Genomic DNA, 26458 nt, shown 5'->3' with positions numbered 1-26458 from the left:
TGAGACGACTATCCAACATGAACGCCAGATGAACGATCGTTCACTTTGGATTTATCAGGATCTATACGGAACTCGCTGCTGCTACATGCGGTTCTTTCCCTCAGTTCGCAGCCGGAACAGGCCGCGGCGCAACTTTTGGGAGAGCTCCATGAAACTGCTTCAAACGACCGCCCTTGCGGCTATTTTCGCCACCGCCGTAGTGGGTACCGGCTTCGCGCAATCGTCAGGTTCGACGGTCGGCACGGGCGGCACAACCATCGAGAACGGGACCTCTTCCAGCACCGTCGGCACGGGCGGCTCCTCGGCTGACTCCGGCAGCGGCTCCGGCGCGGGTTCAGCCTCGACCCTCGGCACTGGCGGCACGTCTGCAGGCGACGGCACGTCCTCGTCCTCGGTCGGCACGGGCGGCTCGGCGGCGGGCTCCGGCAGCGGCTCGGGCGCAGGCTCGGCCTCGACGCTCAGCACCGGCGGCACGTCTGCAGGCGATGGCACGTCCTCGTCCTCGGTCGGCACCGGCGGCTCGGCGGCTGACTCCGGCAGCGGCTCGGGCGCAGGCTCGGCCTCCACGCTCGGCACCGGCGGCACATCCGCGGGAGACGGCACGTCCTCGTCCTCGGTCGGCACCGGCGGCTCGGCGGCAGGCTCCGGCAGCGGCTCGGGCGCAGGTTCGGCCTCCACGCTCGGCACCGGCGGCACGTCCGCGGGCGACGGCACGTCCTCGTCCTCGGTTGGCACCGCCGGCTCCGCTGCAGCAGCCGCTCAGGATGATACGTCGAACAAGAGCTGCCCTCCGGGCCAAGCCAAGAAGGGCAAGTGCTGATCGGCCTGATCGCCGATTGATCGCGCAACGCGCGGCCGGTCTCACAGGACCGGCCGCGCATTCCGATTTCGGGAGGAGAGATTGCGTAAAGTCCAGATCGCCTTGTGCGTAGTCGCGGCGTTCTCGGCCGCCGGCGCCGCTGTGGCGCAGCCAAGCAGTACCGAGACGAACGGATGTCAGATCGTCAAGCGCAGTGACCTCGAGCGCAATCCGAGCCTCATGGCCCGGATCGACTCGGGGCGGACGTCTAGTTCGGTGACAGCGGGCAGTGGCGTCGTCTCCGGCAGCACGACGGTCGGGAGCGGAACCTCGTCGACGGTGACCGCAGGGAACGGCAGCGTGTCGACGTCCAACACCGTCGACGGGCAGACGACGACCACGACATCGCCAGGCGCGGCATCGAGCGCCTCCGCATCCTCGTCCGATGGAACTCGGACAGTCATCACCAGCACGCATGGCGGCTGCACCGTCATCATGGAGAAGGAGTAGTCACATGGCCCTGAGCAGCACCACGCTCGCCGCCACCCTCGTCCTGGGTCTCACGATCACGGCCTCCGCTCAGGATACCGCAATCGTCGGATCGGGCGGAACCGCCTCGGCGGGGGGAACATCCGCCTCCACGGTCGGCACCGGCGGCGCATCAACCGGCGAGGATGGCAGCTACGGCGCCTCCATCGCCTCGGGAGGAAGCGCAGCGGCCACCGACGGCAAAGTCGACAGCCGTACGCGCATCAACGCCAACCCCAATAATCTTCAGGCGAAATCCCGCGCCTCGGCGCAGGGCGGCGGCACGTTCTCCAAGTCGCAGACCAAAACCAAGGTCAGCGGCGATGATCTTTCGAGCCGGACGAAGACCATGTCTCACGAGCCTGGACAGAAGCCTGTCATCGAACGTTCCACGTCGGATGCGCAACTAAATCAGTGATTTCGACAGGCATGCCATCTGCTGGCGAGCCTCGCCGGTGACGATCATGAACACCTCGCCTGCCGCTTAGCTGCCGAGAACCGGCTGGGCCGTTGCGGACCGCCCCGCAGCGGCCCATCGCAGGCGCATCTCGCTAATGTGCGGGTCAGGCCAGCTTCTGCATGGAGATGGCCGCCGAAATCGCCGGCAAGGACGCCGTGAACACCGCGGCGGCGCCGCTGATGGGCGGGGAGGACTTTTCCTACATGCTGGAGCGGGCGGCCGGGAGCCTTCATCTTCATTGGCAACGGCGCCTCGGCAGCACCGCCCGGCGCGTCATCGAAGGATGCCCGGCATCTCTCCGCCCGACCCAGCGTGCAGCGAACGCCTCTTAAGGCTTTCCCTTGCTCCAGGTCGGGTTGGACGCGAACAGCGGCACGGTCGAGATCGACATCTTAGCGCTGCCTTTCTGCACCTCGCGCGAATGGGCGAGGTAGATCAGCGTGTCGTTGGCCTTGTCGTAGATGCGGTTGACCACGAGCGCCTTGAAGATCAGCGAGCGGCGGGCCGAGAAGATCTCCTCGCCATCCTCGTCGAGGTCGATGTCGCCGACGGTGATAGGTCCCGTCTGGCGGCAGGCGATCGACGAATTGGACGGGTCTTCGAACCAGTTGCCCTGCTGGAATCGGTCGATCAGCCCCCGCTCGAAATAGGTGATGTGGCAGGTGACGCCCTGCACCTTCGGGTCGGCGATCGCCTCGACCTTGATGTCGTTGCCAAACCAGTCCGTCGAGACCTCTCCCACCTGCTCGGCACGGGCCACGCCCACAGCAGCGAGGAGGGTTACACCAAAGAGCGCCGGCAGCAGAGTTCGCATCGATCAGTTCCGTTGTTCAACCAACGGAAGAGATGGTCCACGCGGGCCTTCGCATCAATGGCAGGCGATCACTCCGCCGGAGCCAAGTCGAAGGCGACGCTCTCGTCCGGCCCGCCCTTGACCTGCGGCACGGGGCCGACCACCCGGTTGCGACCGGCACGCTTGGCCGCATAGAGCGCCGCATCGGCCATGGTTCGCAAGCCCAGCGCATCGGTTCCGTGCTGCTCGGAGGAGGCCAGACCGATGCTGACCGTCAGTCCGAAAGCGGTGTCAAGATGGTCGAACGGCGTCGCTTCGATCTCCATCCGGATCCGCTCCGCGACCTTGGTGGCAGCTTGCTGCGAGGTCAGCGGCAGAAGCACTGCAAACTCTTCGCCGCCGTGGCGGGCGACCAGGTCGCCGTCGCGCACGCAGGCGCGCAGCACGCGCGCCACCGTCTTCAACGCTTCGTCGCCTGTATCGTGGCCGAAGCGATCGTTGACGTTCTTGAAGTGGTCGATGTCGATCAGGAGCAGCGAGATGGCGGCCTCCTGCGTCGTCTGCAGCAGCGACAGCTTCTGGCTCAGCGTCTCCTCGAAGGCGCGGCGGTTGGCAAGGCCGGTCAGGACGTCGGTCAACGCGTCATGCCGCAGGCCACGCTCGCGCAGCAGCATCATCCGCTCGCGCCGCATCATGGAGCCCATGACGATTGAGGCCGCGACATAGGAGATCATGACCGTCAGCCAGATCTGCGTCGCTGCGCCCGTTCGAGGGAAGATCGGCAGAAACAGGAAGGTCACCATATGCAGCGAGACGAACGCTCCGAGGAGCGCGAGATCGAGAACGCTCGCATCCTGGCCCCGTCGCTTGCCGCGTCCCCACCACAGCCCGACAACGGCCGCGAAGACGATGCCGGAAACCCCGACCGGCGCGCCGGCGCCGCCGAGCCACAGGCGGTAGGCAGAGGCCAGAAGCCCCGCGATCAACGTGACCGCCGGCCCGGCGAAAGCACCGGCCATGCCGACGATCACCGACCGTGCATCGATGATGACGCCCTCCCAGAGAAGGGCCGGGGAGAGCATCGCGGCCACGGCGCCGCCCCCGAAGATCAGACCCTCCAGCAGCCGCTTCGGCACCAGGTGGAGCGGCAGGCGTTCGACGCAACCATAGCAGACAGCAACCAGCGCCATGATGCCGAGACCATGCAGCAGCGCGATCGCGATGGCGGGTTGATAGGTCATGGCGGTTGAGTGGCGCAGAGCCGACCTGTTCTGTGATCTCATCATCATCGGTCAAAACAGGTTTGCGAAATGCTAATGAAATGACGTTTGCAGCAACTCAGGCGCGTGACATCGTTTATAGATGAACAAGGACGAGGTATCTCACCACGTCTGCCGCATCACACTATTCTACCGGAAGCGGCGGAGAACCCTGCTGCTGCGTGGGTAGATCATCAGCCTTGCACGATCATCCCCGCGCGTTGGCGAAATTCCAGGTTGCAGCCCAGAAAATCGTCTGCAGACGATCCGGGTGCGACAAGGAGGGCATGGACAGCAAAAGTAATATGATATTATCGTTGACCATGCCGGTCGGGGAGGATCGGTTTCGCCAGGGAGGATTGGCATGAAGAACTGGAAGCTGAGCGCCGGCGCAGCGCTCATCGCATCGCTCGTTGCAACGTCGGCCATGGCTGCCGGCATGACCGTCGGTTTCTCGCAGATCGGCTCGGAATCCGGCTGGCGCGCGGCCGAGACCAGCGTCACCAAGCAGGAAGCCGAGAAGCGCGGCGTCGACCTCAAATTCGCCGACGCCCAGCAGAAGCAGGAAAACCAGATCAAGGCGATCCGCTCCTTCATCGCGCAGGGCGTGGACGCGATCCTGCTGGCGCCTGTAGTCGCCACAGGCTGGGATCAGGTGCTGCAGGAAGCCAAGGAGGCCGAAATCCCGGTCGTGCTCCTGGACCGCCAGATCGACGCGCCGGACTCGCTCTATCTGACCGCCGTGACGTCCGACCAGGTGCACGAGGGCAAGGTGGCCGGCGACTGGCTGGTCAAGGAGGTCGGCGACAAGGAGTGCAACGTCGTCGAACTGCAGGGCACCACGGGCTCCTCGCCGGCAATCAACCGCAAGAAGGGCTTCGAGGAAGCGCTTGCCGGCCACGACAACATCAAGATCACCCGCTCGCAGACCGGCGACTTCACCCGGACCAAGGGCAAGGAGGTGATGGAGAGTTTCATCAAGGCCGAGGGTGGCGGCAAGAACATCTGCGCGCTCTATGCCCACAATGACGACATGGCCGTCGGCGCGATCCAGGCGATCAAGGAAGCCGGCCTGAAGCCGGGCACCGACATCAAGGTCGTGTCGATCGACGCCGTGCCGGACATCTTCCAGGCGATGGCGAACGGCGAGGCCAACGCGACCGTCGAGCTGACGCCGAACATGGCGGGTCCGGCCTTCGACGCGCTGGAGAAGTTCAAGGCCGACGGCACCGAGCCGAAGAAGTGGATCCAGACGGAATCCAAGCTCTACACCCAGAGCGACGACCCGATGAAGGTCTACGAGGAGAAGAAGGGCCTCGGCTACTGATCGACAAGGGTCGGCGCGGTCGATGCCGCGCCGACCCTTGACCGCACCGCCGCGACCTCTTGGCCGCGGCGCCCGGCACGGCAGCTCGGAACCTGAACCCATGCTCCAGTCCAGCCCGGTCCTGCAGGCGCGCGGGATCGAGAAGTCATTCCTCGGCGTCAGAGCGCTCGATCGGGTCGACCTGACCATCCGCGCCGGCGAGGTCCATGCGCTGCTCGGCGAGAACGGCGCCGGCAAGTCGACGCTGATCAAGATCATCACCGGTGCCTACCGGCGTGACGCAGGCGACATCCTGCTCGACGGCGAGGCCATCGACCCGCGTGACGTCAAGCATGCGCAGGCGCTCGGCATCGGCACCGTCTATCAGGAGGTCAACCTTCTGCCGAACCTGTCGGTCGCCGAGAACCTCTTCCTCGGCCGCCAGCCGCGGCGCTTCGGCCTGGTGCGCACGGGCGAGATGCACCGGCGCTCGCGCGAACTCCTCGCCGACTACGGCCTCTCGATCGACGTCGCCGCGCCGCTCGGCAGCTTCTCCGTCGCCATCCGCCAGATCATCGCCATTGCGCGAGCCGTCGATCTCTCCGGCAAGGTCCTCGTGCTCGACGAGCCGACCGCCAGCCTCGACACCGCCGAGGTCGAGATGCTGTTCGACGTAATCCGCAAGCTGAAGAGCCGCGGCCTCGGCATCGTCTTCATCACCCATTTCCTCGATCAGGTATTCCGCGTCGCGGATACGGTGACGGTGCTGCGCAACGGCCGCCTCATCGACAGCCGCCCCGTCGCGGGGCTGACCCGGCGCACCGTCATCTCGCTGATGCTCGGCCGCGAGCTGGCCGAGGAGGAGCGCCGGGCGGGCACCGCCGCCGAGCCGGACGCTTCGGCAGACGCAGCCTTCCGCTTCACCGGCTATGGCCGGCGCGGCCGCATCGCGCCCTTTGACCTTTCGGTCGGCCGTGGCGAGGTGGTGGGCATCGCCGGCCTCCTCGGCTCCGGCCGCACCGAGACGGCGGAGCTTCTGTTCGGCATCGAGCCCGCCGACAGCGGTACAGCCGAGATCGACGGCAAGCCCGCCGCGCTGACCTCGCCGCGGGCGGCGATCGCCGCCGGCTTCGGCTTCTGCCCCGAGGACCGCAAGGTCGACGGCATCGTCGACGATCTGTCTGTGCGCGAGAACATCGCTCTCGCTCTCCAGGCGCGGCGCGGCTGGGCGAAACCCCTTTCGCGGCGCGAGCAGGTGGAACTCGCCGACCGTTACATCAAGGCGCTCGACATCCGCACCGCCAGCCGCGAGACGCCGATCAAGTTCCTGTCCGGCGGTAACCAGCAGAAGGCTCTGCTCGCCCGCTGGCTGGCGACCGACCCCAAACTCCTCATTCTCGACGAGCCGACGCGCGGCATCGATGTGGGCGCCCATGCCGAGATCATCCGCCTGATCGAGACGCTGCGCCAGGACGGCATGTCGCTGGTGGTGATCTCGTCCGAATTGGAGGAGCTCGTCGTCTATGCCTCTCGCGTCGCCGTCCTCAGCGATCGTGTCCATGTCGCCGAGCTGACCGGCGAGGACGTGACGCCGGATGGGATCCTCAATGCCATCGCCGCGGCCCACGGCACGGCAAGTGTGGAGGCCGCATGAGCGCCCGTCTCGTCGATGCGCTGAAGCGCCTCGCGCCGCAGCTGATCGCTCTCGCGGTGATCCTGGCGCTGAACGCCGCCGTCTCGCGCGGCTTCTTCGACATACAGTTCCAGAACGGGCGCCTCTATGGCAGCCTCATCGACGTTCTGAACCGCGGCGCGCCGGTGGCGATCCTGTCGATCGGCATGACGCTGGTGATCGCGACGCGCGGCATCGATCTCTCCGTCGGCGCGGTGATGGCGATCTGCGGCGCCGTCGGCGCCTCCTTGATCGCCGGGGGCTATTCTCTGCCGGCAACCCTCGCCGCAACGATCGGCATCGGCCTCATTTGCGGTCTATGGAACGGCGCTCTCGTCGCGCTGCTCGACATCCAGCCGATCATCGCCACGCTGATCCTGATGGTGGCCGGCCGCGGCATCGCCCAGCTCGTCACCGAAGGCGTCATCCTCACCTTCAACGATGCGAGCTTCATCTTCATCGGCAGCGGCGCCGCGCTCGGCCTGCCGATGCCGGTGCTGATCTGGGTCGCCCTCGGCATCGTCGTCGCGCTGCTGGTGCGCTCGACCGCGCTGGGCCTCCTGATCGAGGCTGTCGGCGTCAACCGGCGCGCCTCCTCGCTCGCCGGCGTCGACAGTCGCAGCCTGCTCCTCGCGGTCTATGCGACCTCGGGCCTCTGCGCGGCCGTGGCCGGCATCATCGCCGCGGCCGACATCAAGGGCGCCGATGCCAACAATGCCGGCCTCTGGCTGGAGCTGGACGCCATCCTTGCCGTCGTCATCGGCGGCACCTCCCTGCTCGGCGGTCGCTTCTCGATCATCGGCTCGCTGATCGGCGCGATGATCATCCAGTCGGTCAACACTGGTATCCTGCTGTCGGGCTTCCCGCCGGAGTTCAATCTCATCATCAAGGCCGCGATCATCGTCGTGATCCTCGTCGTGCAGTCGCCGGCGAGCCGCAGCCTCTGGACCTTCGTGCGGCCGGAACGCCGCAGAGAGCCCCGTCAGGTGGAGCGCGTCGCCCGATGATCCGGTCGAAATATCTGCCCGTTCTGACGACGCTGGCGATCTTCGTCGCAGCCTATGTCGCCTGCGTGCTGCAGTTCCCCAACATGCTGTCCACGAGGGTCATCGGCAATCTCCTGACCGACAACGCCTTCCTCGGCATCGCCGCCGTCGGCATGACCTTCGTCATCCTGTCCGGCGGGATCGATCTGTCGATCGGCTCGGTGATCGCCTTCACCGGCATCTTCCTGGCGGTTTCGATGGACACGCTCGGTCTCCATCCGATCGTCGCCTTCGTCCTCGCCCTGCTGATCGCAACCGTCTTCGGCGGCGTGATGGGCGCGATCATCCATTATCTCAAGATGCCGGCCTTCATCGTCACGCTCGCCGGCATGTTCTTCGCCCGCGGCATGGCCTTCCTGATCTCCACGCAGTCCGTTCCGGTCAGCCACCCTTTCTACAACGAGCTGCAGAGCCTTTACTTCCGCCTGCCCGGCGGCGGCCGCCTGACCTTCGTCGGCATGGTGATGCTCGCCGTCTTCATCGGCGGCGCCCTGGTGGCGCAGCGCACCCGATTCGGGACCAATGTCTATGCGCTCGGCGGCAACATGCAGTCGGCGGAGCTGATGGGCGTGCCCGTCGCCCGTACAACGATCGGCATCTATGCCCTGTCCGGCTTCCTCGCCGGTCTCTCCGGAATTGTCTTCTCGCTCTACACCTCCGCCGGCTACTCGCTGGCAGCAGTCGGCGTCGAGCTCGATGCGATCGCCGCGGTGGTCATCGGCGGCACGCTGCTCACCGGCGGCTCCGGCTTCGTCGCCGGCACCTTCCTCGGCATCCTGATCCAGGGCCTGATCCAGACCTACATCGTCTTCGACGGAACGCTGTCGAGCTGGTGGACCAAGATCGTCATCGGCCTCCTGCTCTTCGCCTTCATCGCCTTGCAGCGCGGTATCCTCTGGATGTCGGAACGCCGACGCGCCGACTGGCGCGGCGTCGGCGCGCCGGCTTAGAAGCACGTCTATGGGGATACTCGAAGCCGCCATCACCGGAGCACCGCTGCGCACCAGCCACGCCCATGTTGTGGGGCAACTCGGTCGCGGCATCGTGTCGGGCGAATTCGGGGAAGGCACGATCCTGCCGGGCGACGAGGAATTGAGCGCACGTTTCGGCGTCTCGCGCACGGTGCTGCGCGAAGCCATGAAGACGCTGGCCGCCAAGAGCCTCATCCAGCCCAAGGCGCGGGTCGGCACCCGCGTCCTGGAGCGACAAAACTGGAATCTGTTCGACGGGGACGTCCTGCGCTGGCGCTTCGAGAGCGGCCTCGATGAGGGGCTACTGATCGACCTGGCGGAGATGCGGGCCGCGGTCGAGCCTGCGGCCGCGGCGCTGGCGGCGCGTCACGCGACGGCGGAGGATATCGAGAAACTGTTTTCGATCGCGCGGCGCTTCGATGACCCGGCCCATGACCGGGTCAGCATCGCCAATGTGGATCTGGAGTTCCACCTGGCCATTGCGGATGTCTCGAAGAACCCGTTCATGCGCTCGATCACCAGCCTGATCGAGGCCGCTCTGGCGATCTCGTTCAAGCTGAGCTCGCCGGCCTCGGGGCAGGAGATGGTGGCGGAATGCGCGGCCAACCACATGCGCATCGTCGAGGCCATTGCAGCGCGCGATGAAGCGGCAACACGGGCCGCGATGCTGCACGTCATTGATGTCGGCGTGGAGCGTACGCGCCGGGCCTTGCGGGCCGACGGTGTCTGAATGGCGGAACGGGCGTCGTGCCGTGTTGCTGGGCGGGCCTAAAGGCCACGCACGTTCACGAACGTCGCCGCTGTGCCGTTCAGCTATGCCGGGTGCGCCGGCACAGCCTTAGTAGGGGTAGCGCGAGCGCCGGAAACGGCCCTGATCGATCTCGCGCTGACGACGCTCCAGATCAACCAGCGAGGTCGCCTCGTTGAGGTATTCCAGTTCCGGATTGTACTCGCGCCGGCGCTTTACAGCATCGCGAATTCGGCTTGTCAGGCCCATGGCTTCTCTCCTTCTGTTGCTTGAAAGGTAAGCCCCGGCGCGCCATGCTGCAATGCAACATTGCGCATGGAACCCATGCGCTCAGCGGCCGGATCGACCATCCGTTTTCACCCCCGCGTTAACTTCTAATTCATCACTCCGTTCGGTCGCACGACCGGAAACGAGTGGCGAGCCGAGGCAACTCGGCCGCGCCTTGCCCGTTGGCAGGGAGGCATGAGGAGGAAGACTGTTGAGCGATCAGAAGACGCCTGAGGATGCTTCACGGGAGAAGAGGTCAAATACGGCCGAGCAGAATCCGGCAGGTCCGCATGCCAAGCCGGAGCTGACCAACGAGGACGCAACGCCGGGCGCCGGCTCCCTGCCCGATGCGGGTCAGGACGACGCGGACGGCGGGACTGGCTGATCTCGCTTAAGAGTTTGCTTTCGGCATCGCGCCGGACCACCATCGACACAGCGGCAATCATCCATGCAAGCCACCGACGGAGCAGCGGAAGCGCTGCTGCGCAGGAACACTGCGCACCTATGCATCGACATGCAGAACATCTTCGCCAAGGAGACGGAGTGGCAGACGCCGTGGATGCCGCGAGTGCTGCCGGTGGTCGCCCAGATCGCCGAGCACCATCCGGAACGGACGATCTTTACCCGGTTCATCCCGCCTGAAGTGCCGGAGCAGGCTCATGGAGCCTGGCGCGATTACTTCGAGCGCTGGCGGCAGTTCACCACGCATGCGATCCACCCGGAGCTCCTGGAACTCGTCGAGCCGCTGCAGCGCTACGTCCCGCCCGCAATCGTCATCGACAAGCCGGGCTACACGCCCTTCCGCAATCCGGCGCTTCTGCAGACGCTGCGCGACTGGGACGTGCAGACGCTGGTAGTGACCGGCGCCGAAACCGATGTCTGCGTCCTCGCCGCCGTCTTCTCGGCGATGGAGGCCGGCTTCCATGTCGTCATCGCCCAGGACGCGATCTGCGGCTCTGCCGACGAGACCCACGACGCGCTGATGACCGTATATGCCAGCCGCTTCAGCCAGCAGATCGTCCTCAGCCAAACCGCCGAGATCATCGAGCACTGGCGCCGCTGATCCAAGGGCATCGGCACCAGGCCCGATGCCAAGTCGTCACAAAACTATTCGCAGAAACTGCGTACGGTAACCGCATCTTGCCGGATTCCTGCTGATATAGGGAAGACGCCGGACGGTCCGGCGGGTGTCGCCGGTGACGGCCGGCGCTCTGACAGTGGCCACAGGGCCGCAACCGGCTTATCTGCGGGACATGGATCTGCACACGACGACAGGAGCCACACGCCAACGCCCGATGGCCGAGCCGCCAGTGCTGCTCGGCCGCACGGCAGCGGTTCCCGCCGCGCTCGTGCGCCCGCTGTCGGCGGCGCGCTGGCTGCTGGTGCTGGTGCTGGCCGCGGCGGTCTACTTCTTCCACGGCTTTCTGGTGCCGGTGCTGGCGGCGCTGGTGATCGGCTTTGCCAGTTGGCCGCTGCTGCGCCGGCTGCGCTCCGTCCTCGGCGGCCGCCGCACGCTCGCCGCGGCCGTGGCACTGTTGATCATCATCGCCTTCCTGGTGATCCCGCTCTCGCTTGCCGTCTCCTATGCGGTTCAGGAGGTGCGTCTCTGGTTCAGCTGGGCGCTCGAGGTGAACCGGCATGGCGAGCCGGCACCGAGCTGGATCGTCGACCTGCCGCTGGCCGGCGAATGGCTGTCGCAGCGCTGGAACGAGACGCTCGGCCAGCCGGGCGCGCTTGGGGAAGTGGTGCAGTTCGTCAGCGGGGAGAATATCGGCAACATCTACAGGATCGCACTCGCAGCCGGCAGCGGCGCCTTCAACTTCCTGCTCGGCCTGCTTTTCCTCCTGATCGCGCTGTTCTTCGTCTATCGCGACGGCGACAGCTTTGCCGCGCAGATCGACCGGCTCGGCGAGCGCATCCTGCCGCTGCAGTGGCGAAGCTTCTCCCGCGTCGTGCCGGAAACGATCAGCGCCACCGTCACCGGGATGGGTCTCATCGCCATCGGCGAAGGCGTCGTACTGGGCGTCGCCTATTGGATTGCCGGCGTTCCGTCGCCGGTCACGCTGGGGGTCCTCACCGGCATCATGGCGCTGGTCCCGGGCGGTGCGCCGCTCGCCTTTACCTGCGTGTCGCTCTACCTCGTCGGCAGCGGCGCGACGCTCGCCGGCATCGGCCTCTTCACCTGGGGCGCCGTGGAGCTCTTCATCGTCGACAAGACGCTGCGTCCGCGCCTTGTTGGTGGCCCGATCAAGCTGCCGTTCCTGCCGACCTTCTTCGGCCTCGTAGGCGGAGTGAAGACGATGGGCCTGCTCGGCCTCTTCATCGGCCCTGTGCTGATGGCTCTGATCGTCGCGATCTGGCGCGAATGGATGCGCGAGCTGAAAGTGACCGAGCCCCTTGTTGAGCAGCCTGCGCCTCTCGACCTTCGCCAGACGCTATAGTGCCGCTCACATTTGGTTGAAACATTCGGAGCATCATCTGCCGGACTGACGATCCTGGATGCCGATGATCGACACGCGTCTGACCTCTTCTCTGCGTAGACCGTCGCCCAGCGCCGAGCGGCGGGAGTTCCTGGTCGGCATCGGCCGCGCCTTCGGTGGTGCGCTGCTCTTCGCCCTGCCGATGCTGATGACCATGGAGATGTGGTGGATCGGCCTCTACATCGACCGCTGGCGTCTGTTCCTGCTTCTGATCCTGAACCTGCCCTTCCTTCTGCTGCTGGCGATCGAGGCCGGCTTCGAGCCGAACTGGAAATGGCGCGCCGTGATCCGCGATGCGATGGTGGCCTATGCGATCGGCATGGTGGCGAGCCTGATCATCCTCGTGATGTTCGGGGTGATCAAGGCGGGCATGACCCTCGACGAAGTCATCGGCAAGGTGGCGATCCAGTCCGTTCCGGCCAGCATCGGCGCGCTGCTGGCCCGCAGCCAGTTCGGCGAAGGTAAGGCCGGTGACGATCGGCCCAGGAACCAGGGGACGTTGCCGGGCGTCGCCGGCGAGTTCGCGGTCATGGCGATCGGCGCCCTCTATCTCGGGCTGAACGTCGCGCCGACCGAGGAGATGATCCTGATCTCCTACATGATGACGCAGGTCCATATTCTCGCGATGATCGCGGCTTCGATCCTGATCATGCACGGCTTCGTCTACGCCGTGGAGTTCAGCGGCGGTCATCCGCTGGAGCCGGAGGGCCCGTGGTGGAGCCCGCTCCTGCGACTGACGATTCCCGGCTATGTCCTGGCGCTGCTGATCAGCCTCTTCGTTCTCTGGGTCTTCGGGCGCACCGACGGGGTGAGCCTGACGCAGACGCTGATGACGGCGATCGTCCTCGGCCTGCCTTGCGCGGTCGGCGCGGCTTCGGCCCGGCTCGTTCTCTGAGGATCGTACCAATGTTTGGTTTGCTCAGACGGATCAGCAGCGGCAAGGTTCGAGACGTCGCACCCACTATAAGACGGCCGCCGACCGTCGAATGGGTCGTCGGTTGGACCTCCGTCTTCCTCGTCTTCGGCATGATCGGCTTCACGCTGTACGAGGCGATCAACGCGTCGGGAACACAGCCCGTGCTTTCGGTTGTCATCGACGGCAGGGCGCCGTCGCCATCGGGAACGCAGGTGCACTTCCGGGTCGTCAATGGGGGCGATGCGACGGCCGCCGGCGTCGAGGTCGTGGGAAGCGCCGCGGCGCAGGTTGGCGGCGAACGGACCGTGATGGCCCACGTTACCTTCGACTACGTACCCGCGCATTCGGAGGCCGTGGGCACGATGATCTTCCCGGCCGAGACCGCCACCGACACTGTCACGATCCGACCCGTAGCGTATCGCGAGCCCTGACATAAATCTGTCACACGGACGTCATCGAAGGGCGAAAAACCCTTCGATCTTAGCATGTTGTAAACCATGCGGGCGCACCCTCGGCGGCTTCGAGGGAGATCCCGATGAACGCATTCGATCGCCAGCTCTTCGAGCTGATCAACGCGTCGAGCACCGATTGGGGTGTCACGGCGACGCTGGCCTATCTCGCCGCCAAGTACCTCTTCTTCATCGTTCTCGTGCATCTCGCGATGCTTTGGATCCTCGGCGACCGATCGGTGCGGCGCCAGGCGCTGGCGCTGCTCCTCGCGCTGGTGGTCGCGATCACCGTAAGCGGCCTTATCGGCCAGCTCATGCCAACGGAGCGGCCGTTTCAGATCCCGCTCGGGCACCAGCTGATCGAGCATCGGCCGAGCGCCTCCTTCCCCAGCAACCACGCGCTGGTGGTCTTCACCTATGCCGCCATGCTCGCGTTGCTGCGGCACTGGCGCTACGCCGCCGTCTTCGCTGTCGTCGGCGTTATCGTCGGATGGGCGCGGATCTATCTCGGCATCCACTTCCCGCTCGACGTCGCCGGCGCCGCCATGGTCGGGCCGTTGGCGGCGGCCGTCGCCTTCGCGCTCATGCGTCGCTTCGCCGGCATGGTCCTGGCCTTGGCAGATGCGGCTTATGCTTTCCTCGTTCTGCAGCCGCTTTCCAAGCTGATCGCCCTGGCGCGCTCCTGGAGCCAGAGCACAGCGAGAATGGCAAGCGTCCGCGCCCCTCGATCACGGAACGCGTGATCATCATGGACAATCGTTACATCGATCGGCTAACCGACCTCGGGTAAGGAGACGTATTCGGCCTCGATCCTTCGACGAAGCTCCCGGGGCGCCGTCGTCTGATCCCGTCTGCGTCGGCAACGGGAGTCCGGTTCTTGGCCAGTGTTCTGCAGCAGCTGACCGAACGTTCACCCAGTTTCGCGTCGCGCATCGCCTTGACCGGCTGGATCGTGGTGCTGCCGATCTGCCTCATCGCGCTCGGCCTGTGGCAGATCGACAGGGGCGCGCAAACGCTCGAGACATACCGCAACGCCCAGGCCGATCTGCCGCCGATGCTGGCCGAGGTGAAGAAGATTGCCGACGAGGATCCCTTCGCCACGATCAACTTCCAGGGGGAAGGCGCGCCGGCGCTCGCCGCCATGCTGGCGGTGGCAGAGATCGAGAAGTCGGTCGCCTATGTGGACCAGGCCGCATTAGTCTCCGAGCTGCGTTGGCCGCTTGGTTTTGGCACTGTCGGCGGAGCCGTGCTCGCGCTCGTGGGCGGGCTGCTCGGCCTGCTGGCGGCGGCGATCGCCGGGCTTCGGGCGCGCCGCTCGCGCGAGCAGATGGTGCGAAGCTTCGCGCGCCTGCGCGCCATCCTGCCCTTCTCGCTCAGTGCCGTCATCCTCGGTTTGGCCGTCTGTGCCATCAGCGCGACGCTCTTCGAGGTCGGCGGCCTTTGGTTCCAGGACAGTGTCTCCGGCGGCGAGGTGAAGCTGGCTTTGGCCGGGCTGCTGCTCGCGGCAACGGCGCTCTACGGCGCCATCCTGGCCATCAAGGGCCTGCGGCAGGTTTTCGCACTCTATACGCCCGAGCCGATCGACGTCGAAGGCAGGGCGGTGACGGAAGCCGAGGCGCCCGAGTTCTGGCGCGCGGTGCGCGAGCTCGCGGAGCGTCAGGGCGCGCTGATGCCGGAGGCCGTCGTGATCGGCCTCACCGAGGGCTTCTTCGTCACCGAGGCACCAGTGCGCATCTGGCCGGAACAGCGGGTTCTGTCCGGCCGTACGCTCTACATGCCGGCACCCTATCTCGGCCTTCTCAGCGCGCCGGAGGTGACGGCGATCCTCGGCCATGAACTGGCGCACTTCGCCGGCGAAGACACCGCCTACAGCACACGCTTCGCGCCGATCCATGCCGGTCTCTGGCGCGCCATCGGTGCGCTCCAGAACGGCGAGGCGGCCGGGCTGATGCTGCGCCCCGCGGCAACGCTCGGCTTCCAGGCGCTCAAGACATTCGACAACTCGGTCGGGCACTGGAGCCGCCTGCGCGAGTTCGAGGCAGACCGGCTCGGCAGCATGGTAAGCGGCCCTGAGGGTGCGGCTTCGGCTCTCCTGCGCAGCGCCGCGGTCAGCGCCGTCATCGACCGAGTCCTCATGCGCGCCTATCAGGCACCGGGCGCGGCGCCGCCGGATCTCATTGCCGCGATCTGCGCGGAAGCCGGGCGCGAGGGCGTGCCCGATCCGGCCGAGCATCTCGAAGAGCGCCAGCCGCACCCGACCGACAGCCACCCACCGACGAGGCAGCGCATCGCCGCGCTGAGTGTTACCGTCGACGAGACGCTGCTGCGCCGCGCATCCCGTGTGCCGGACGCCAACGATGCGGCCCTGCCCGGGCTGCTCTTCCGCAAGTGGCCGCAGCTCTGCGCCACGCTCAGCGCCGACTTCCTCGACCGCGCCCGCCACGTGGGAGCCGCCCGCCAAGCGCAGCTCGAAGCCGACGCGGCGCTGATGCCGGAAGGCGAGACCGCCATCTACGACAACGGCAAGCCGATGATCTGGACCATGGGCATCCTCGCCGTGCTGATGGGCGGCTTTGCGGTCGCGTCTATCGCCTTCGCTGCAGGGCTCGGTATCGCCCACGACCCCTCTGCGACCACCATCATCCTGTGCGTGACCAGCCTCATCGCACTCCTGGCGGCAGGCTATGCCTGGTACGTCCACCGCAGCATGCAGACGCCGGTGCTCGTGCTGACGCCGACGCATCTAAAGTCGCGCGTCCTGACCGAGCCGATCGCCTGGACCAGCATCAGCGACTTCAAGGTCTATGCGTCGAACCGCTTCGCCCTGCAGCTTCTTCTGAAGGAGGGCACAGCCATTCCGGCCAAGTCGCGCGTAGCGCTCTACAGCAAGATCCAGCGCAAGAAGCGCCTCGTCACACTGGGCTTTCTCGGGGTGAAAGGCATGAAGCCGGACGCCTTCGCCGAGCTGGTCGACCGGCATCTGCGCGCCGCCTATGCGCGCGCCAGCCTCCAGACGGCGGCATAAGGCTCGTCGGCCAGCGTCACTGCCGGTCGGCGGCTACTCCGCCGCCACGAGGTGCCCCTCGCCGACATCGGTGAGGACGAGACGCTGCGGCGGATCATTCGGCTTGCGCACGGCGCTCGGAATGTCGCCGACGAGCCGCGGGAACGCGGCGCGCCGACGGGCGGGGTCGGGCACCGGCACCGCCTCGATCAGCCGCCGCGTATAGGAATGGCGCGGAGCGCCGAAAACCTGCGCCCGCGTTCCCATCTCGACGATCTGCCCGAGATACATGACGGCGACGCGGTCGGAGATGTTCTCCACCACCGCCATGTCGTGGCTGATGAAGAGATAGGCGATGCCGAACTCGTCCTGCAGCTCCTTCAGGAGCTCGAGCACGCGCTTCTGCACGGAGACGTCCAGCGCCGAGACGCTCTCGTCGGCGATGATGAGCTTCGGCCTGAGGGCGAGCGCCCGCGCAATGCAGATGCGTTGGCGCTGGCCGCCGGAGAACTGGTGCGGATAGCGCCGCATCGCATCGGCTTCCAGACCGACGCGCTCGAACAGAGCCGCCACACGCTCGCGCCGCTCCTTGGGCGTGCCGATGCCGTGGATTACCAGCGGCTCGGCCACGAGGTCGCCCACCCGCATGCGCGGATCGAGCGAGGCGAACGGATCCTGGAAGATCATCTGCACGTCGCGGCGCAGCGCCTTGCGGTCGGTGGTACTGAGGCTCTGCGCTGCGCGGCCGTCCACGGAGAGGTGCCCGCCATAGGTGACGAGGCCCGCGATTGCCTTCGCCGTCGTCGACTTGCCGCAGCCGGATTCGCCGACGAGGCTCAGCGTCTGGCGCGCCGGAATGTCGAAGGAAACGCCGGCGACGGCATGCACCTCGGCTACGGTTCGGCCGAGGAGACCGCCCTTCAGCGGAAAGCGGACGGTGAGGTCGCGGATCTCGGCGACCGGCTGGTTCGCGCGCGTCCCCTCGCCGGCGGCAGCACCGGCGCCCATGCGCGGCACGGCGGCGAGAAGCGCGCGGGTATAATCTTGCTGCGGCGCCTCGAAGAGCGGCGCGACGGCGCCGCTTTCCACCGCCCTGCCCTGGCGCATCACGACGACCCGGTCGGCGACCTCGGCGACGACGCCCATATCGTGGGTGATTAGGATGACGGCGGTGCCGCGGGTCGCCTGGATCTCCTTCAGGATGCCCAGCACCTGCGCTTGGATGGTCACATCGAGCGCCGTCGTCGGCTCGTCGGCGATGAGGACGTCCGGCTCCAGCGCCAGCGCCATCGCGATCATCACGCGCTGGCGCATGCCGCCGGAGAGTTCGTGCGGATATTGCCGCATGCGACGTGCGGCCTCGGGGATGCGGACAGCCTCGAGCGATTCCAGCGCCAGCCGCCGCGCCTCGGCAGCGCCGACGTCGCGATGCGCCTCGATCGCCTCGGTGAGCTGGCGCCCGACGGTGAGCACCGGGTTCAGCGAGGTCATCGGCTCCTGGAAGATCATGGCGATACGGTCGCCGCGCACACGCCGCATCTCGCGCTCGCCGAGCGCCACCAGATCGGCGTCGCCGAGGCGGATCGAGCCGCGTTCGACCCTCGGCCCGGGCTTCGGCAGGAGACCCATGATGGCGAGCGAAGTCAGCGACTTGCCGGAGCCGGACTCGCCGGCGATGCACAGCGTCTCGCCGCGCTGAAGCGTGAAGGACAGGTCCTCGACGAGCGGGCGGCGATGCGCGCCCTCGCCGACCGTGATGGTCAGGCCTTCGACGGTGAGGACCGGGGTGGAAGCCGGCGCACCCGCGCCGACCGCCTCTGTCTGCCTAAGTGCCGACATCACTCGAACACGACACGCGGGAAGTAGAAGGACACCACCCAGTTCGGCATGTCGACGATCTCGGAGATGCGCAGATCGCCGCAGGTCGAGACGAGCATATAGGCGTCGACCGGATTGAGGTTGTAGCGTCCGGCGAGAAGCTCGACCATGTCGGCGACCGCCTGCCTGGCGCCGGTCATGAGATCGGGCCCGACGCCCGTCGTCACCTCGTAGCCCTTGGCGTCGAGATGGCGCGTCACCGGCCCCGGCGTCGTGAAGCGCGGCATGGCGAGGTTCGCGCCCTTCACCAGGTCGAGCGTCAGCACCGCATTCATCGGGCTTTCGATCGCCGTGCCACAGACCTCGCCGTCGCCCTGCGCGGCATGCGTGTCGCCGACGGAGAACAGCGCGCCGGCGACCTCAACGGGCAGGTAGAGCGTCGTCCCGGCCGAAAGATCGCGGATATCGAGGTTTCCGCCGACGCGACGTGGCGGCACCACCGTGTGGTGCCCGGGCTCGGCCATGGCGTTGCCGATCGTCCCCGCGAAGGGCTTTAGCGGCACTTTGGCATGCGGCCCGAAGGCCGCCGGCTCGAGGCTCTGCGGATCATATTTCCAGACCGTCAGCGCCGCCTCGGTGAACTGGTCGGCGAGGAGGCCGAAGCCGGGAATGTTCGCCGTCCAGCCGAAGCCGGACGGTTTGAACCCCTCGATCGTGACCTTCAGCGCGTCTCCGGGCTCGGCGCCCTCGACGAAGATCGGACCCGACACGGGGTTGATCTTCGAGAAATCGAGCGTCCTGACGTCCTCGACCGTCGAGTCCGGCGTCAGCTGCCCGGCCGAGGAGTCCCGGCACTCGAACTCGATCGTCGCGCCCGGCGCCACGCGGAGGGCCGGTTCAAGACTGTTATCCCAGCCGAAGTGATGCTGATGGCCGTGGATCGTGTAGTCGCAGGCTTTGCACATCTTACTTCGTCTCGACGTACTTGTAGTTCATCGGCGTGTTGACGGGATCGATGTACAGCGCATCGTCGCCGCCCATGCGCTCGGAGCGCATGGTGTAGCGCTTCTCGTTGAACACCGGCACCCAGGGTGCGTCGGCCATGACGCCCTTGTAGACCTCGCCCCAGGCAGCCGCGCGCTCGGCGGCCTTGGCGGGATCGACGATCGCGTCGGCCTCGGCGGCCTTTTTGTCGAGCTCCTCATTGCAGTACTTGGCCCAGTTCCAGCCGCCTTCGGCCGCGCCCGAGCAGCCGAGGATCGGACCGTAGAAGTTCGACGGATCCGGGAAGTCGGCGATCCAGGCCATGCCGCCCGACCAGATCATCGGCGCGCCTTCGGCCGAGCCGCCGGCGGCGATGACGTTGGCCTGCGCCAGGTTCTGGAGCGACGCCTTGATGCCGACCGCGGCAAGATCCTGCTGGATCGCCTGAGCGATGCGAGGCTGCGGATCGACATTCGCGACGAACAGCTCGGTCTCGAAGCCGTCGGGATGACCGGCCTCGGCGAGGAGCTTCTTGGCGCCCTCGACGTCGTATTTGTAGCCCTCGAAATTCTCGACGTAGCCCGGCATCGTCGGCGGCAGCGGCTGGTTCGCCGGCGTGGCGCGACCGTTGATGATCTGGACGATGCGCTCCTTGTTGATCGCCATGTTGACGGCCTGCCGCACCTTCAGATTATCGAAGGGCGCCGCCTTGGTGTTCATGGTGATGTAGCCGGTGTGGAGTTGCACGCCCTGGACGACGTGGGCCGCCTGGTCCGGATTGCCCATCACCTCGCGGAACTTCGCCGGCGGGATGCCGTCGCCGGGCACGTCCACTTCGCCGTTCTGCACGCGCAAGAGCGAGACCACCGGCTCCTGGCCGATCTCGAAATTGATCTCGTCGAGCTTCGGCGCGCCCTCGCGGTAGTAGTCAGGGTTCTTCTGCAGCGTCAGCTTCTGGCCGAGGGTCCAGTCGGCGAGCTTGAAAGCGCCGGTGCCGACGGGGTGGCGGCCGAAGTCGGCGCCGTATTTCTCGACCTCTTCCTTGGGCACGATGAAGGAGAAGTTCAGCGCCATGACCGAGAGGAAGGTCGCGTCCGGGCGTGACAACGTCACCTGCACGGTCTTCGGATCGACGATCTTGACGCCGCTGAGCTCCGTGGCCGTGCCGCCCTGCATCGCCTCGAAGCCCTCAATCGAGCCGAGGAAGCCGGCGCCGGGTGACTGCGTCTTCGGATCGACCGTGCGCTCGAAAGAGTACTTGACGTCCTCGGCCGTCATGGCGCGGCCATTGTGGAACTTGACGCCGTCGCGCAGCTTGAAGGTAAAGACCTTGCCGTCAGGCGAGATCTCGTAAGATTCGGCGAGGCCCGGCCGCAGCTTGGCGGTACCCGGTTCGTAGTCCATCAGCCCGTCGAAGATCGCCTTGATCATCGAGAAGTTCTGCCAGTCGTAGCCGATCGCCGGATCGAGCGTGGCGATGTCGTCCTTATAGGTCACGGTGATCGAGCCGCCGGACTGCGCCGCAGCGATCGTCGGGGTCGCCAGCACCGCGGCGGACAAGGCAAGTGCGGCGACGCTGCGCTTCAGGAGAGACGTCATGCGAGATGTCCTTTTGGTTTCCGTTACTGGAGCTTGATGCGGGGATCGACGAAGGGCGCGACGAGGTCGGCGAGAAGGTTGCCGAGGACGATCGCCACGGCCGAGACAAGGGTGACGCCCATGATGATCGGCAGGTCGACGCGCTGGATTGCCTGCCAGGCGAGCTGCCCGATGCCCGGCCAGCCGAAGACGCTCTCGACCACCACGATGCCGCTCATGAACAGGCCGATATCGATGCCGATCATTGCGATCACCGGCAGGATGGCGTTCGGCAGCGCGTGCCGGGCGAGGATGGTCCAGCGCCGCAGGCCCTTGGCGCGGGCGGTGCGGATATAGTCCTGGCGCAGCACGTCCACCATCGAGGAGCGCATCATGCGCGAGTACCAGCCGGCGCCCAGAATGCCGAGCGTCAGCGCCGGCAGGACGAGATGCGAAGCCGTGCCGTAGCCGCCGATCGGGAACCAGCCGAGCTTGACGGCGAAGACGTAGAGCAGCAGCAGGCCGACCACGAACTGCGGGGCCGAGACGGTGACGAAGGAGCCGACCATCAGGACATGGTCGCTTGCCCGACCGCGCCGCACCGCTGCGGCGACGCCCATGGTGAGGCCGATGAGGAGTTCGCAGGCGATCGCCGCCACCATCAGGAGCAGGCTTGCCGGCAGGCGCGAAGCGATGAGATCCGACACCTGCGACCGCTGCAGGTAGGACCGGCCGAGATCGCCCTGGACGAGGCTGGCGAGATAGCGCCCGTACTGGACGAAGAAGGGCTGATCGAGCCCGAGCTGCGCACGGATGCTGGCGACTTGCGCCGCCGAGGCGGTGCGCCCGGCGATCTGCCGCGCCGGATCGGCGGGCAGGAGATAGAGCAGCACGAAGGTGACGAGGCTGACGCCGAGGAGGATCAGCACGGCCTGGACGAGCCGGCGGAAGAGATAGGTCGCCATCAGTGCCGCCCCTCCTCGGTCGGATCGAGCGCATCGCGCAAACCGTCGCCGACGAGATTGAACGCGAGGGCCAGCAGGAGGATTGCCGCGCCGGGAAAGAAGACCAGCCAGGGCGCCGCTTGGAAGTAGGTCTGGTTCTCGAAGATGATGTTGCCCCAGGAGGCATCCGGCGGCTGCACGCCGACGCCGAGGAAGGAGAGCGTCGCCTCCAGGAGCACGGTGGTCGAGATGCCGAGCGTTCCGTAGACTATGACGGTCGAGGTCAGGTGCGGCAGGATGTGGCGGAAGAGGATGCGGCTCGAACTGGCGCCCAGCGTCTTCTCGGCGGCCACGAACTCGCGTTCGCCAAGCGAGCGCGTCTCGGAGTAGACCACACGCGCCACCTGCACCCAGTTCACCAGCGCGATCACCAGGGCGACGATCCAGAGGCTCGGCCGAAGCACCGCCGCGAGGCAGATGGCGAGCAGCAGCGCCGGGAAAGCCATCATCAGGTCGGTGAAGCGCATCAGCACGGCACCGATCAGCCCGCGGAAGTAGCCGGCGACAACGCCGACCAGCGTGCCGATGATGAGCGCCGCACCATTGGCGACGACGCCGATGATCAGCGAGTTGCGGGCGCCGAAGAGGATGCGCGACAGGAGATCGCGGCCGAGGAGATCGGTGCCGAGCCAGAAGCGCTCGGACGGCGGCAACGGAGAGCCCTCCAGCGTCAGCCCGTCGAAGAACTGCTCGTTCGGATCGAAGGGCGCGACCTCCGGCGCCAGCACCGCCGAGAGCACCACCGCCGCGATGATGACGAGGCCGAGGATGGCAAGTTTGCGCCGGAACAGGCGGCGCAGCACACCCTCCCCGCCGACCGGCGCCGAAGGCGGCACGATGGTGGTGGCATCAGGCCCGGCGAGGACGCTCATGCGAGGCCTCCTTGTTGTTGAGTTCGACCACGCGCCGCGCCGCCTCTTCCAGCGTCACCTGCCAGCTCATGGCGAGCGCGCGCAGCTGCGCATAGGCCTGGGTCTCGTCGGTCGATCCGGAGGACAGCGCGATGACCGCCCGCACGATCGTCTGCCGCTCGGCCACGCGCCCCTGCAGATCGGCAATCTCGGCCGCCAGGCGCCGCCGTTCGTCGAAGGCGCGCCGGGCGATCAGCAGCGCCGAATAGACACCGGCATTGCCGACGGGCTTGACGATCTGGGCGTCGGCCTTCTGCGAGAGCGCCCATTCGATGCGACCGGGCGCCTCGGAGCCGATCAGCGCGATCAGCGGCATCGGCGCCATGCCCGGTGCCCAGGGAAACTGCGCGTCGAAGCCGAGATCGACGTCGAAGAACAGGAAATCGGCGCTGATCGCCGCCGCCGGCAGCTCCGGCCAGGCTTCGACCACGTCGAGGCCGATCGCGGCGAGATGACGGCCGAGCGCCTCGGTACCCGGATGCGGCCTGTGCAGCACCACAGCCTTGGCGCCGCCGAGATTGGGAATGCGTGCGCGGCGGGTCATCGCACCAGCCTCAAGGGCGGCCGCATGCTCGTCGTGGGATCGTAGCGCGACAGGTAGGGGTCGGGCGCGATCGCTCCGTCGCTTTCTTGCAGGATGTCGAAACGCGCCCCGCGGATGCGGCCGATCTTTGCCGGCAGGCCGGCATGCTGCGTGCGCGGATCGATGCGGATGCGGCCCAGAACTGTATCGGAGGCAAGGCCCGCCATCACCTGGCGCACCGCATCACGCTCGTCCGTCCCGGCCGCCTCGATAGCGTCCGCAAGCATCACCACGGCCGCATGCGCCGCCGCCTCAAAACTCGATCGCGGGCCGGCCGCACCGTTCCACATGAAGGGCAAGCAGGACAGGTGACCCTCGCCATGGGGTGCGATGGAGGGCAGCTCCTGCTCCGTCAGATTGCAGGAGACGATCGGTCGCAGTTCGGCGGCAAACCGCTCGTCCTCCCGACCGAGGGCGGCATAGGCCTCGTAGAGCGCGTAGGAGGACGGCCCGATGAGGTTGTTCAGGACGAAGTCCGGAAGGGTGGCGCGGATTTCCTCGATGAGGCGAGAGACGTCGGTATCGCCGAGCGGCAGGTAACGCTCACCCCGCACCTCCCCGCCGGCATCGGCGACGAGGTCGCGTGCGATGCGGTTCATCTCCCAGCCCCAGATGTAGTTGGAGCCGAGCAGGAAGGCGTTGCGCCCGTAGCGTGCCGTGACATGAGCGACCAGCGGCACGAGATGCTGGTTCGGCGCGGCGTTCATGTAGATGACGTGGTCGTTGGCTTCGAATCCCTCGTAGGGGGCGGCATACCAGAGCAGGCCGCCGTGCTTCTCCAGGACCGGGATGATTTCCTTACGGCTCCACGAGGTGATGCAGCCGATGACGTGACGCGCCGATGTCTGCGTCAGCATATCGGTACAGAGCGGCGCATAGGCCTCGATCCGGCCGGCAGGATCGTGTTCGACCGGAACGAAGGTGATGGACCGCGCGGCATCCGCATTGACGGCGGCGATGCCGCCGAGCGCACCGCATCGGCTCGCCTCGCCCAGCAGCTGATAGCTGCCGGACCGCGAATAAAGAACGCCGATTGCGACCTGACGCTTCACGCTGGCTCCAAAATGCAAAAAGCCCCGCGATCCGCGACATCGGGATGCGATGCGGGATCAGCGAGGCGCGAATGCCACCCGGCGTCCATGGCCGGTATTTCCGTCAGCTTGGCTGCCGCATCCGAGGCTGTCAAGCAGAATGATGATGATCTGCACATGCCGTATTAGTAGGCAGGAACAGCGGGACCGCCGCGTCCGGAAATGGTGGCCGAGGCGCGGACAGGCGAGCGAAGCAGCATCACCGCGAGGGTTTCATCATCCTTAAGGCTCGCTTAAACCTGCATCATCTGCGGTTTATTTTGCGTTCTTCGAACATGTCACGGCAGAGAATACGAATATATAAGCTATCCTTACAAGAAACAATCCTGATTACCTTGCTGCACTAGCCAACACAATTGCGTTAGCGGGCCTTTTTCATCTTCGCCTTAATACAGCGTCAAACCAAAAAGCCTAACCTGCCTCGCAATAATGGAGGCGAAAAAATGGAAAACCAGCCGCTCAACGGGGAAACAGTTCTCGAAACCAAGATCTATGAAGCGATCGACGGTTTCGACAGCACCAGCACGGTTAACGGCGTTAATCTGAATGGATCATATGCCGCACAGGGCATCGACGCACCTCAGTTGAACCAAAGCGCGCCGCAGGTTCGCAACGACGATGTCGCGCGCATCCTGAGCAGCGCCGCGCCGGACGGCATGAGCTTCCAGGACGATCCAGCCCAGTCTGTTGGCGATGCTGGATCCGGCCCTTCGATCGCGCGATCGGCTGGACCGGCCTCGGTGGGGGCGTCCGCAGGCCCGGCTGCAGGGTTTGTGGAGGGCGAAGCGATCGCCGGCGCTGCGACGGCTTCGATGACATCGACCGCCGGCGTTCAGCCTGGCGCTGCGGCGATGGGTGGTGGCCTGTTTGCGCGATCGCTGCAGACGCCCGCCGAGGAAGGCGAACCAGCCGGCGGCGATACACCGACCGATCCGACTAGTGGCGGCGGTACGCCGACTGACCCGACCAGCGGCGGCGGCAATCCGTCCGATCCCGTGAGCGGTGGCGGCAACCCCTCCGATCCGACCAGCGGCGGCGGCACGCCTAGCGACCCGGTGAGCGGCGGCGGCAACCCCTCCGATCCCGTGAGCGGCGGCGGCACGCCTACAGACCCGGTGAGCGGCGGCACACCCTCTGACCCCACGAGCGGCGGCGGCAACCCCACCGATCCGACAAGCGGCGGCGGCACGCCCACCGATCCCACCAGCGGCGGCGGCAACCCCTCCGATCCCGTCAGCGGCGGCGGCACACCTTCTGATCCGGTGAGCGGCGGTGGCACACCCACTGACCCGACCAGCGGCGGCGGCAACCCCTCTGACCCCACGAGCGGTGGCGGCACGCCGTCCGATCCCGTCAGCGGCGGCGGCAATCCGTCTGATCCGACCAGCGGCGGCGGCAACCCTACCGATCCGACCAGCGGCGGCGGTACGCCGACTGATCCGACCAGCGGCGGCGGCAATCCCTCTGACCCCACGAGCGGCGGCGGCAATCCCACCGATCCCACCAGCGGCGGCGGCACCTCTACCGATCCCACCAGCGGCGGCGGCACGCCCTCTGACCCGACCAGCGGCGGCGGCACCCCTTCCGACCCGGTGAGCGGCGGCGGCACGCCCACCGACCCGACCAGCGGCGGCGGCACGCCCTCTGACCCCACCAGCGGCGGCGGCACCCCTTCCGACCCGGTGAGCGGCGGCGGCACGCCCACCGACCCGACCAGCGGCGGCGGTACGCCTACCGATCCGACCAGCGGTGGCGGCACGCCGACTGACCCGACCAGCGGTGGCGGCACGC

26 protein-coding genes and 1 pseudogene are annotated in these 26458 nt (G+C 66.7%); 16 read left to right on the top strand and 11 right to left on the bottom strand.

Features of this window, described 5'->3' with window-relative positions:
- The first annotated feature begins 256 nt into the window (after positions 1 to 256).
- A complete protein-coding gene (locus C0R46_RS21315; protein WP_425349902.1) occupies positions 257 to 820 on the top strand; it encodes a hypothetical protein in 564 nt (187 codons plus the stop codon).
- 176 nt (positions 821 to 996) lie between these two features.
- Here the strand turns inward: C0R46_RS21315 and C0R46_RS17055 are convergent, their stop codons facing one another.
- Positions 997 to 1263, bottom strand: a complete 267-nt coding sequence (locus C0R46_RS17055) for a hypothetical protein (RefSeq protein WP_102960875.1) — start codon at positions 1261 to 1263, stop codon at positions 997 to 999.
- A 50-nt stretch (positions 1264 to 1313) separates the two neighbouring features.
- Here C0R46_RS17055 and C0R46_RS17050 point away from each other — a divergent pair, with 50 nt between their 5' ends.
- Both C0R46_RS17050 and C0R46_RS17045 read left to right on the top strand, forming a co-directional pair.
- On the top strand, positions 1314 to 1745 hold the full coding sequence (locus C0R46_RS17050) for a hypothetical protein (RefSeq protein ID WP_102960874.1): 432 nt from the start codon (positions 1314 to 1316) through the stop codon (positions 1743 to 1745).
- Positions 1746 to 1906: 161 nt separating this feature from the next.
- Complete coding sequence (locus tag C0R46_RS17045) at positions 1907 to 2119, top strand: hypothetical protein (RefSeq protein WP_157944677.1); 213 nt, start codon at positions 1907 to 1909, stop codon at positions 2117 to 2119.
- Here C0R46_RS17045 and C0R46_RS17040 read toward each other — a convergent pair.
- Complete coding sequence (locus C0R46_RS17040; RefSeq protein ID WP_102960872.1) at positions 2116 to 2601, bottom strand: CreA family protein; 486 nt, start codon at positions 2599 to 2601, stop codon at positions 2116 to 2118. The genes C0R46_RS17045 and C0R46_RS17040 overlap by 4 nt on opposite strands.
- 68 nt (positions 2602 to 2669) lie before the next feature.
- Positions 2670 to 3821, bottom strand: coding sequence for a GGDEF domain-containing protein (locus tag C0R46_RS17035; RefSeq protein WP_198598390.1), 1152 nt, complete (start codon positions 3819 to 3821; stop codon positions 2670 to 2672).
- 445 nt (positions 3822 to 4266) lie between these two features.
- Here C0R46_RS17035 and ytfQ point away from each other — a divergent pair, with 445 nt between their 5' ends.
- From ytfQ to C0R46_RS17010, 5 genes are all read left to right on the top strand, one after another.
- The gene (gene ytfQ, locus C0R46_RS17030) at positions 4267 to 5166 is read left to right on the top strand and encodes a galactofuranose ABC transporter, galactofuranose-binding protein YtfQ (RefSeq protein ID WP_425349901.1); all 900 of its coding nucleotides are present in this window, start codon (positions 4267 to 4269) and stop codon (positions 5164 to 5166) included.
- Positions 5167 to 5266: 100 nt separating this feature from the next.
- Positions 5267 to 6799: a galactofuranose ABC transporter, ATP-binding protein YtfR gene (gene ytfR, locus C0R46_RS17025; RefSeq protein WP_102960869.1), complete on the top strand. Its 1533-nt coding sequence runs from the start codon at positions 5267 to 5269 to the stop codon at positions 6797 to 6799.
- Positions 6796 to 7824, top strand: a complete 1029-nt coding sequence (locus C0R46_RS17020; protein WP_102960868.1) for an ABC transporter permease — start codon at positions 6796 to 6798, stop codon at positions 7822 to 7824. The genes ytfR and C0R46_RS17020 overlap by 4 nt, the downstream gene beginning before the upstream one ends.
- Complete coding sequence (yjfF, locus tag C0R46_RS17015) at positions 7824 to 8813, top strand: galactofuranose ABC transporter, permease protein YjfF (protein ID WP_102960974.1); 990 nt, start codon at positions 7824 to 7826, stop codon at positions 8811 to 8813. The genes C0R46_RS17020 and yjfF overlap by 1 nt, the downstream gene beginning before the upstream one ends.
- A 10-nt stretch (positions 8814 to 8823) precedes the next feature.
- On the top strand, positions 8824 to 9564 hold the full coding sequence (locus C0R46_RS17010) for a FadR/GntR family transcriptional regulator (protein ID WP_102960867.1): 741 nt from the start codon (positions 8824 to 8826) through the stop codon (positions 9562 to 9564).
- A gap of 108 nt (positions 9565 to 9672) precedes the next feature.
- Here the strand turns inward: C0R46_RS17010 and C0R46_RS20645 are convergent, their stop codons facing one another.
- The gene (locus C0R46_RS20645) at positions 9673 to 9831 is read right to left on the bottom strand and encodes a DUF3563 family protein (protein WP_114348478.1); all 159 of its coding nucleotides are present in this window, start codon (positions 9829 to 9831) and stop codon (positions 9673 to 9675) included.
- 229 nt (positions 9832 to 10060) lie between these two features.
- Here C0R46_RS20645 and C0R46_RS20995 point away from each other — a divergent pair, with 229 nt between their 5' ends.
- From C0R46_RS20995 to C0R46_RS16980, 7 genes are all read left to right on the top strand, one after another.
- Positions 10061 to 10234: a hypothetical protein gene (locus tag C0R46_RS20995; protein WP_198598389.1), complete on the top strand. Its 174-nt coding sequence runs from the start codon at positions 10061 to 10063 to the stop codon at positions 10232 to 10234.
- A gap of 63 nt (positions 10235 to 10297) precedes the next feature.
- The gene (locus tag C0R46_RS17005; protein ID WP_102960866.1) at positions 10298 to 10912 is read left to right on the top strand and encodes a cysteine hydrolase family protein; all 615 of its coding nucleotides are present in this window, start codon (positions 10298 to 10300) and stop codon (positions 10910 to 10912) included.
- 232 nt (positions 10913 to 11144) lie between these two features.
- A complete protein-coding gene (locus C0R46_RS17000; RefSeq protein WP_102960865.1) occupies positions 11145 to 12290 on the top strand; it encodes an AI-2E family transporter in 1146 nt (381 codons plus the stop codon).
- A gap of 64 nt (positions 12291 to 12354) precedes the next feature.
- Complete coding sequence (locus tag C0R46_RS16995) at positions 12355 to 13224, top strand: TIGR02587 family membrane protein (protein ID WP_102960973.1); 870 nt, start codon at positions 12355 to 12357, stop codon at positions 13222 to 13224.
- Between the two features lie 11 nt (positions 13225 to 13235).
- Complete coding sequence (locus C0R46_RS16990; RefSeq protein WP_102960864.1) at positions 13236 to 13676, top strand: hypothetical protein; 441 nt, start codon at positions 13236 to 13238, stop codon at positions 13674 to 13676.
- Between the two features lie 104 nt (positions 13677 to 13780).
- Complete coding sequence (locus tag C0R46_RS16985; protein WP_102960863.1) at positions 13781 to 14437, top strand: undecaprenyl-diphosphatase; 657 nt, start codon at positions 13781 to 13783, stop codon at positions 14435 to 14437.
- A 134-nt stretch (positions 14438 to 14571) separates the two neighbouring features.
- Positions 14572 to 16719 carry a M48 family metallopeptidase gene (locus tag C0R46_RS16980; RefSeq protein WP_102960862.1) on the top strand — a complete coding sequence of 716 codons (2148 nt, stop codon included), beginning with the start codon at positions 14572 to 14574 and terminating at the stop codon, positions 16717 to 16719.
- Between the two features lie 33 nt (positions 16720 to 16752).
- On the opposite strand, the gene C0R46_RS16975 is transcribed toward C0R46_RS16980, so the two are convergent.
- The 7 genes from C0R46_RS16975 to C0R46_RS16945 are packed head-to-tail and all read right to left on the bottom strand — an operon-like array spanning position 16753 to position 24628.
- The gene (locus C0R46_RS16975; RefSeq protein WP_102960861.1) at positions 16753 to 18537 is read right to left on the bottom strand and encodes an ABC transporter ATP-binding protein; all 1785 of its coding nucleotides are present in this window, start codon (positions 18535 to 18537) and stop codon (positions 16753 to 16755) included.
- Entirely contained in the window at positions 18537 to 19481 is a 945-nt protein-coding gene (locus tag C0R46_RS16970; RefSeq protein ID WP_102960860.1) for an acetamidase/formamidase family protein, read from the bottom strand. The genes C0R46_RS16975 and C0R46_RS16970 overlap by 1 nt, the downstream gene beginning before the upstream one ends.
- A gap of 1 nt (position 19482) precedes the next feature.
- On the bottom strand, positions 19483 to 21087 hold the full coding sequence (locus C0R46_RS16965) for an ABC transporter substrate-binding protein (protein WP_425349900.1): 1605 nt from the start codon (positions 21085 to 21087) through the stop codon (positions 19483 to 19485).
- A gap of 35 nt (positions 21088 to 21122) precedes the next feature.
- Entirely contained in the window at positions 21123 to 22043 is a 921-nt protein-coding gene (locus tag C0R46_RS16960; RefSeq protein WP_102960858.1) for an ABC transporter permease, read from the bottom strand.
- Positions 22043 to 22954, bottom strand: a complete 912-nt coding sequence (locus tag C0R46_RS16955; protein ID WP_102960857.1) for an ABC transporter permease — start codon at positions 22952 to 22954, stop codon at positions 22043 to 22045. Before C0R46_RS16955 ends, C0R46_RS16960 begins: the two co-directional genes overlap by 1 nt.
- Positions 22932 to 23537 carry an ANTAR domain-containing response regulator gene (locus tag C0R46_RS16950; protein ID WP_102960856.1) on the bottom strand — a complete coding sequence of 202 codons (606 nt, stop codon included), beginning with the start codon at positions 23535 to 23537 and terminating at the stop codon, positions 22932 to 22934. The genes C0R46_RS16955 and C0R46_RS16950 overlap by 23 nt, the downstream gene beginning before the upstream one ends.
- Positions 23534 to 24628 (bottom strand): transporter substrate-binding protein, encoded by a 1095-nt coding sequence (locus tag C0R46_RS16945; RefSeq protein ID WP_102960855.1) that lies wholly within the window; start codon positions 24626 to 24628, stop codon positions 23534 to 23536. Before C0R46_RS16945 ends, C0R46_RS16950 begins: the two co-directional genes overlap by 4 nt.
- 482 nt (positions 24629 to 25110) lie before the next feature.
- On the opposite strand from C0R46_RS16945, the pseudogene C0R46_RS20835 reads away from it, so the two are divergent.
- Positions 25111 to 26458 (top strand): annotated as a pseudogene (locus C0R46_RS20835) (hypothetical protein); the annotation flags it as partial.

It is taken from the genome of Mangrovicella endophytica (assembly GCF_002893625.1).
Lineage (GTDB): Bacteria > Pseudomonadota > Alphaproteobacteria > Rhizobiales > Rhizobiaceae > Mangrovicella > Mangrovicella endophytica.
Note: the sequence above shows the minus strand (reverse complement) of the source record. Positions and strands in the feature narration are given on the sequence as shown.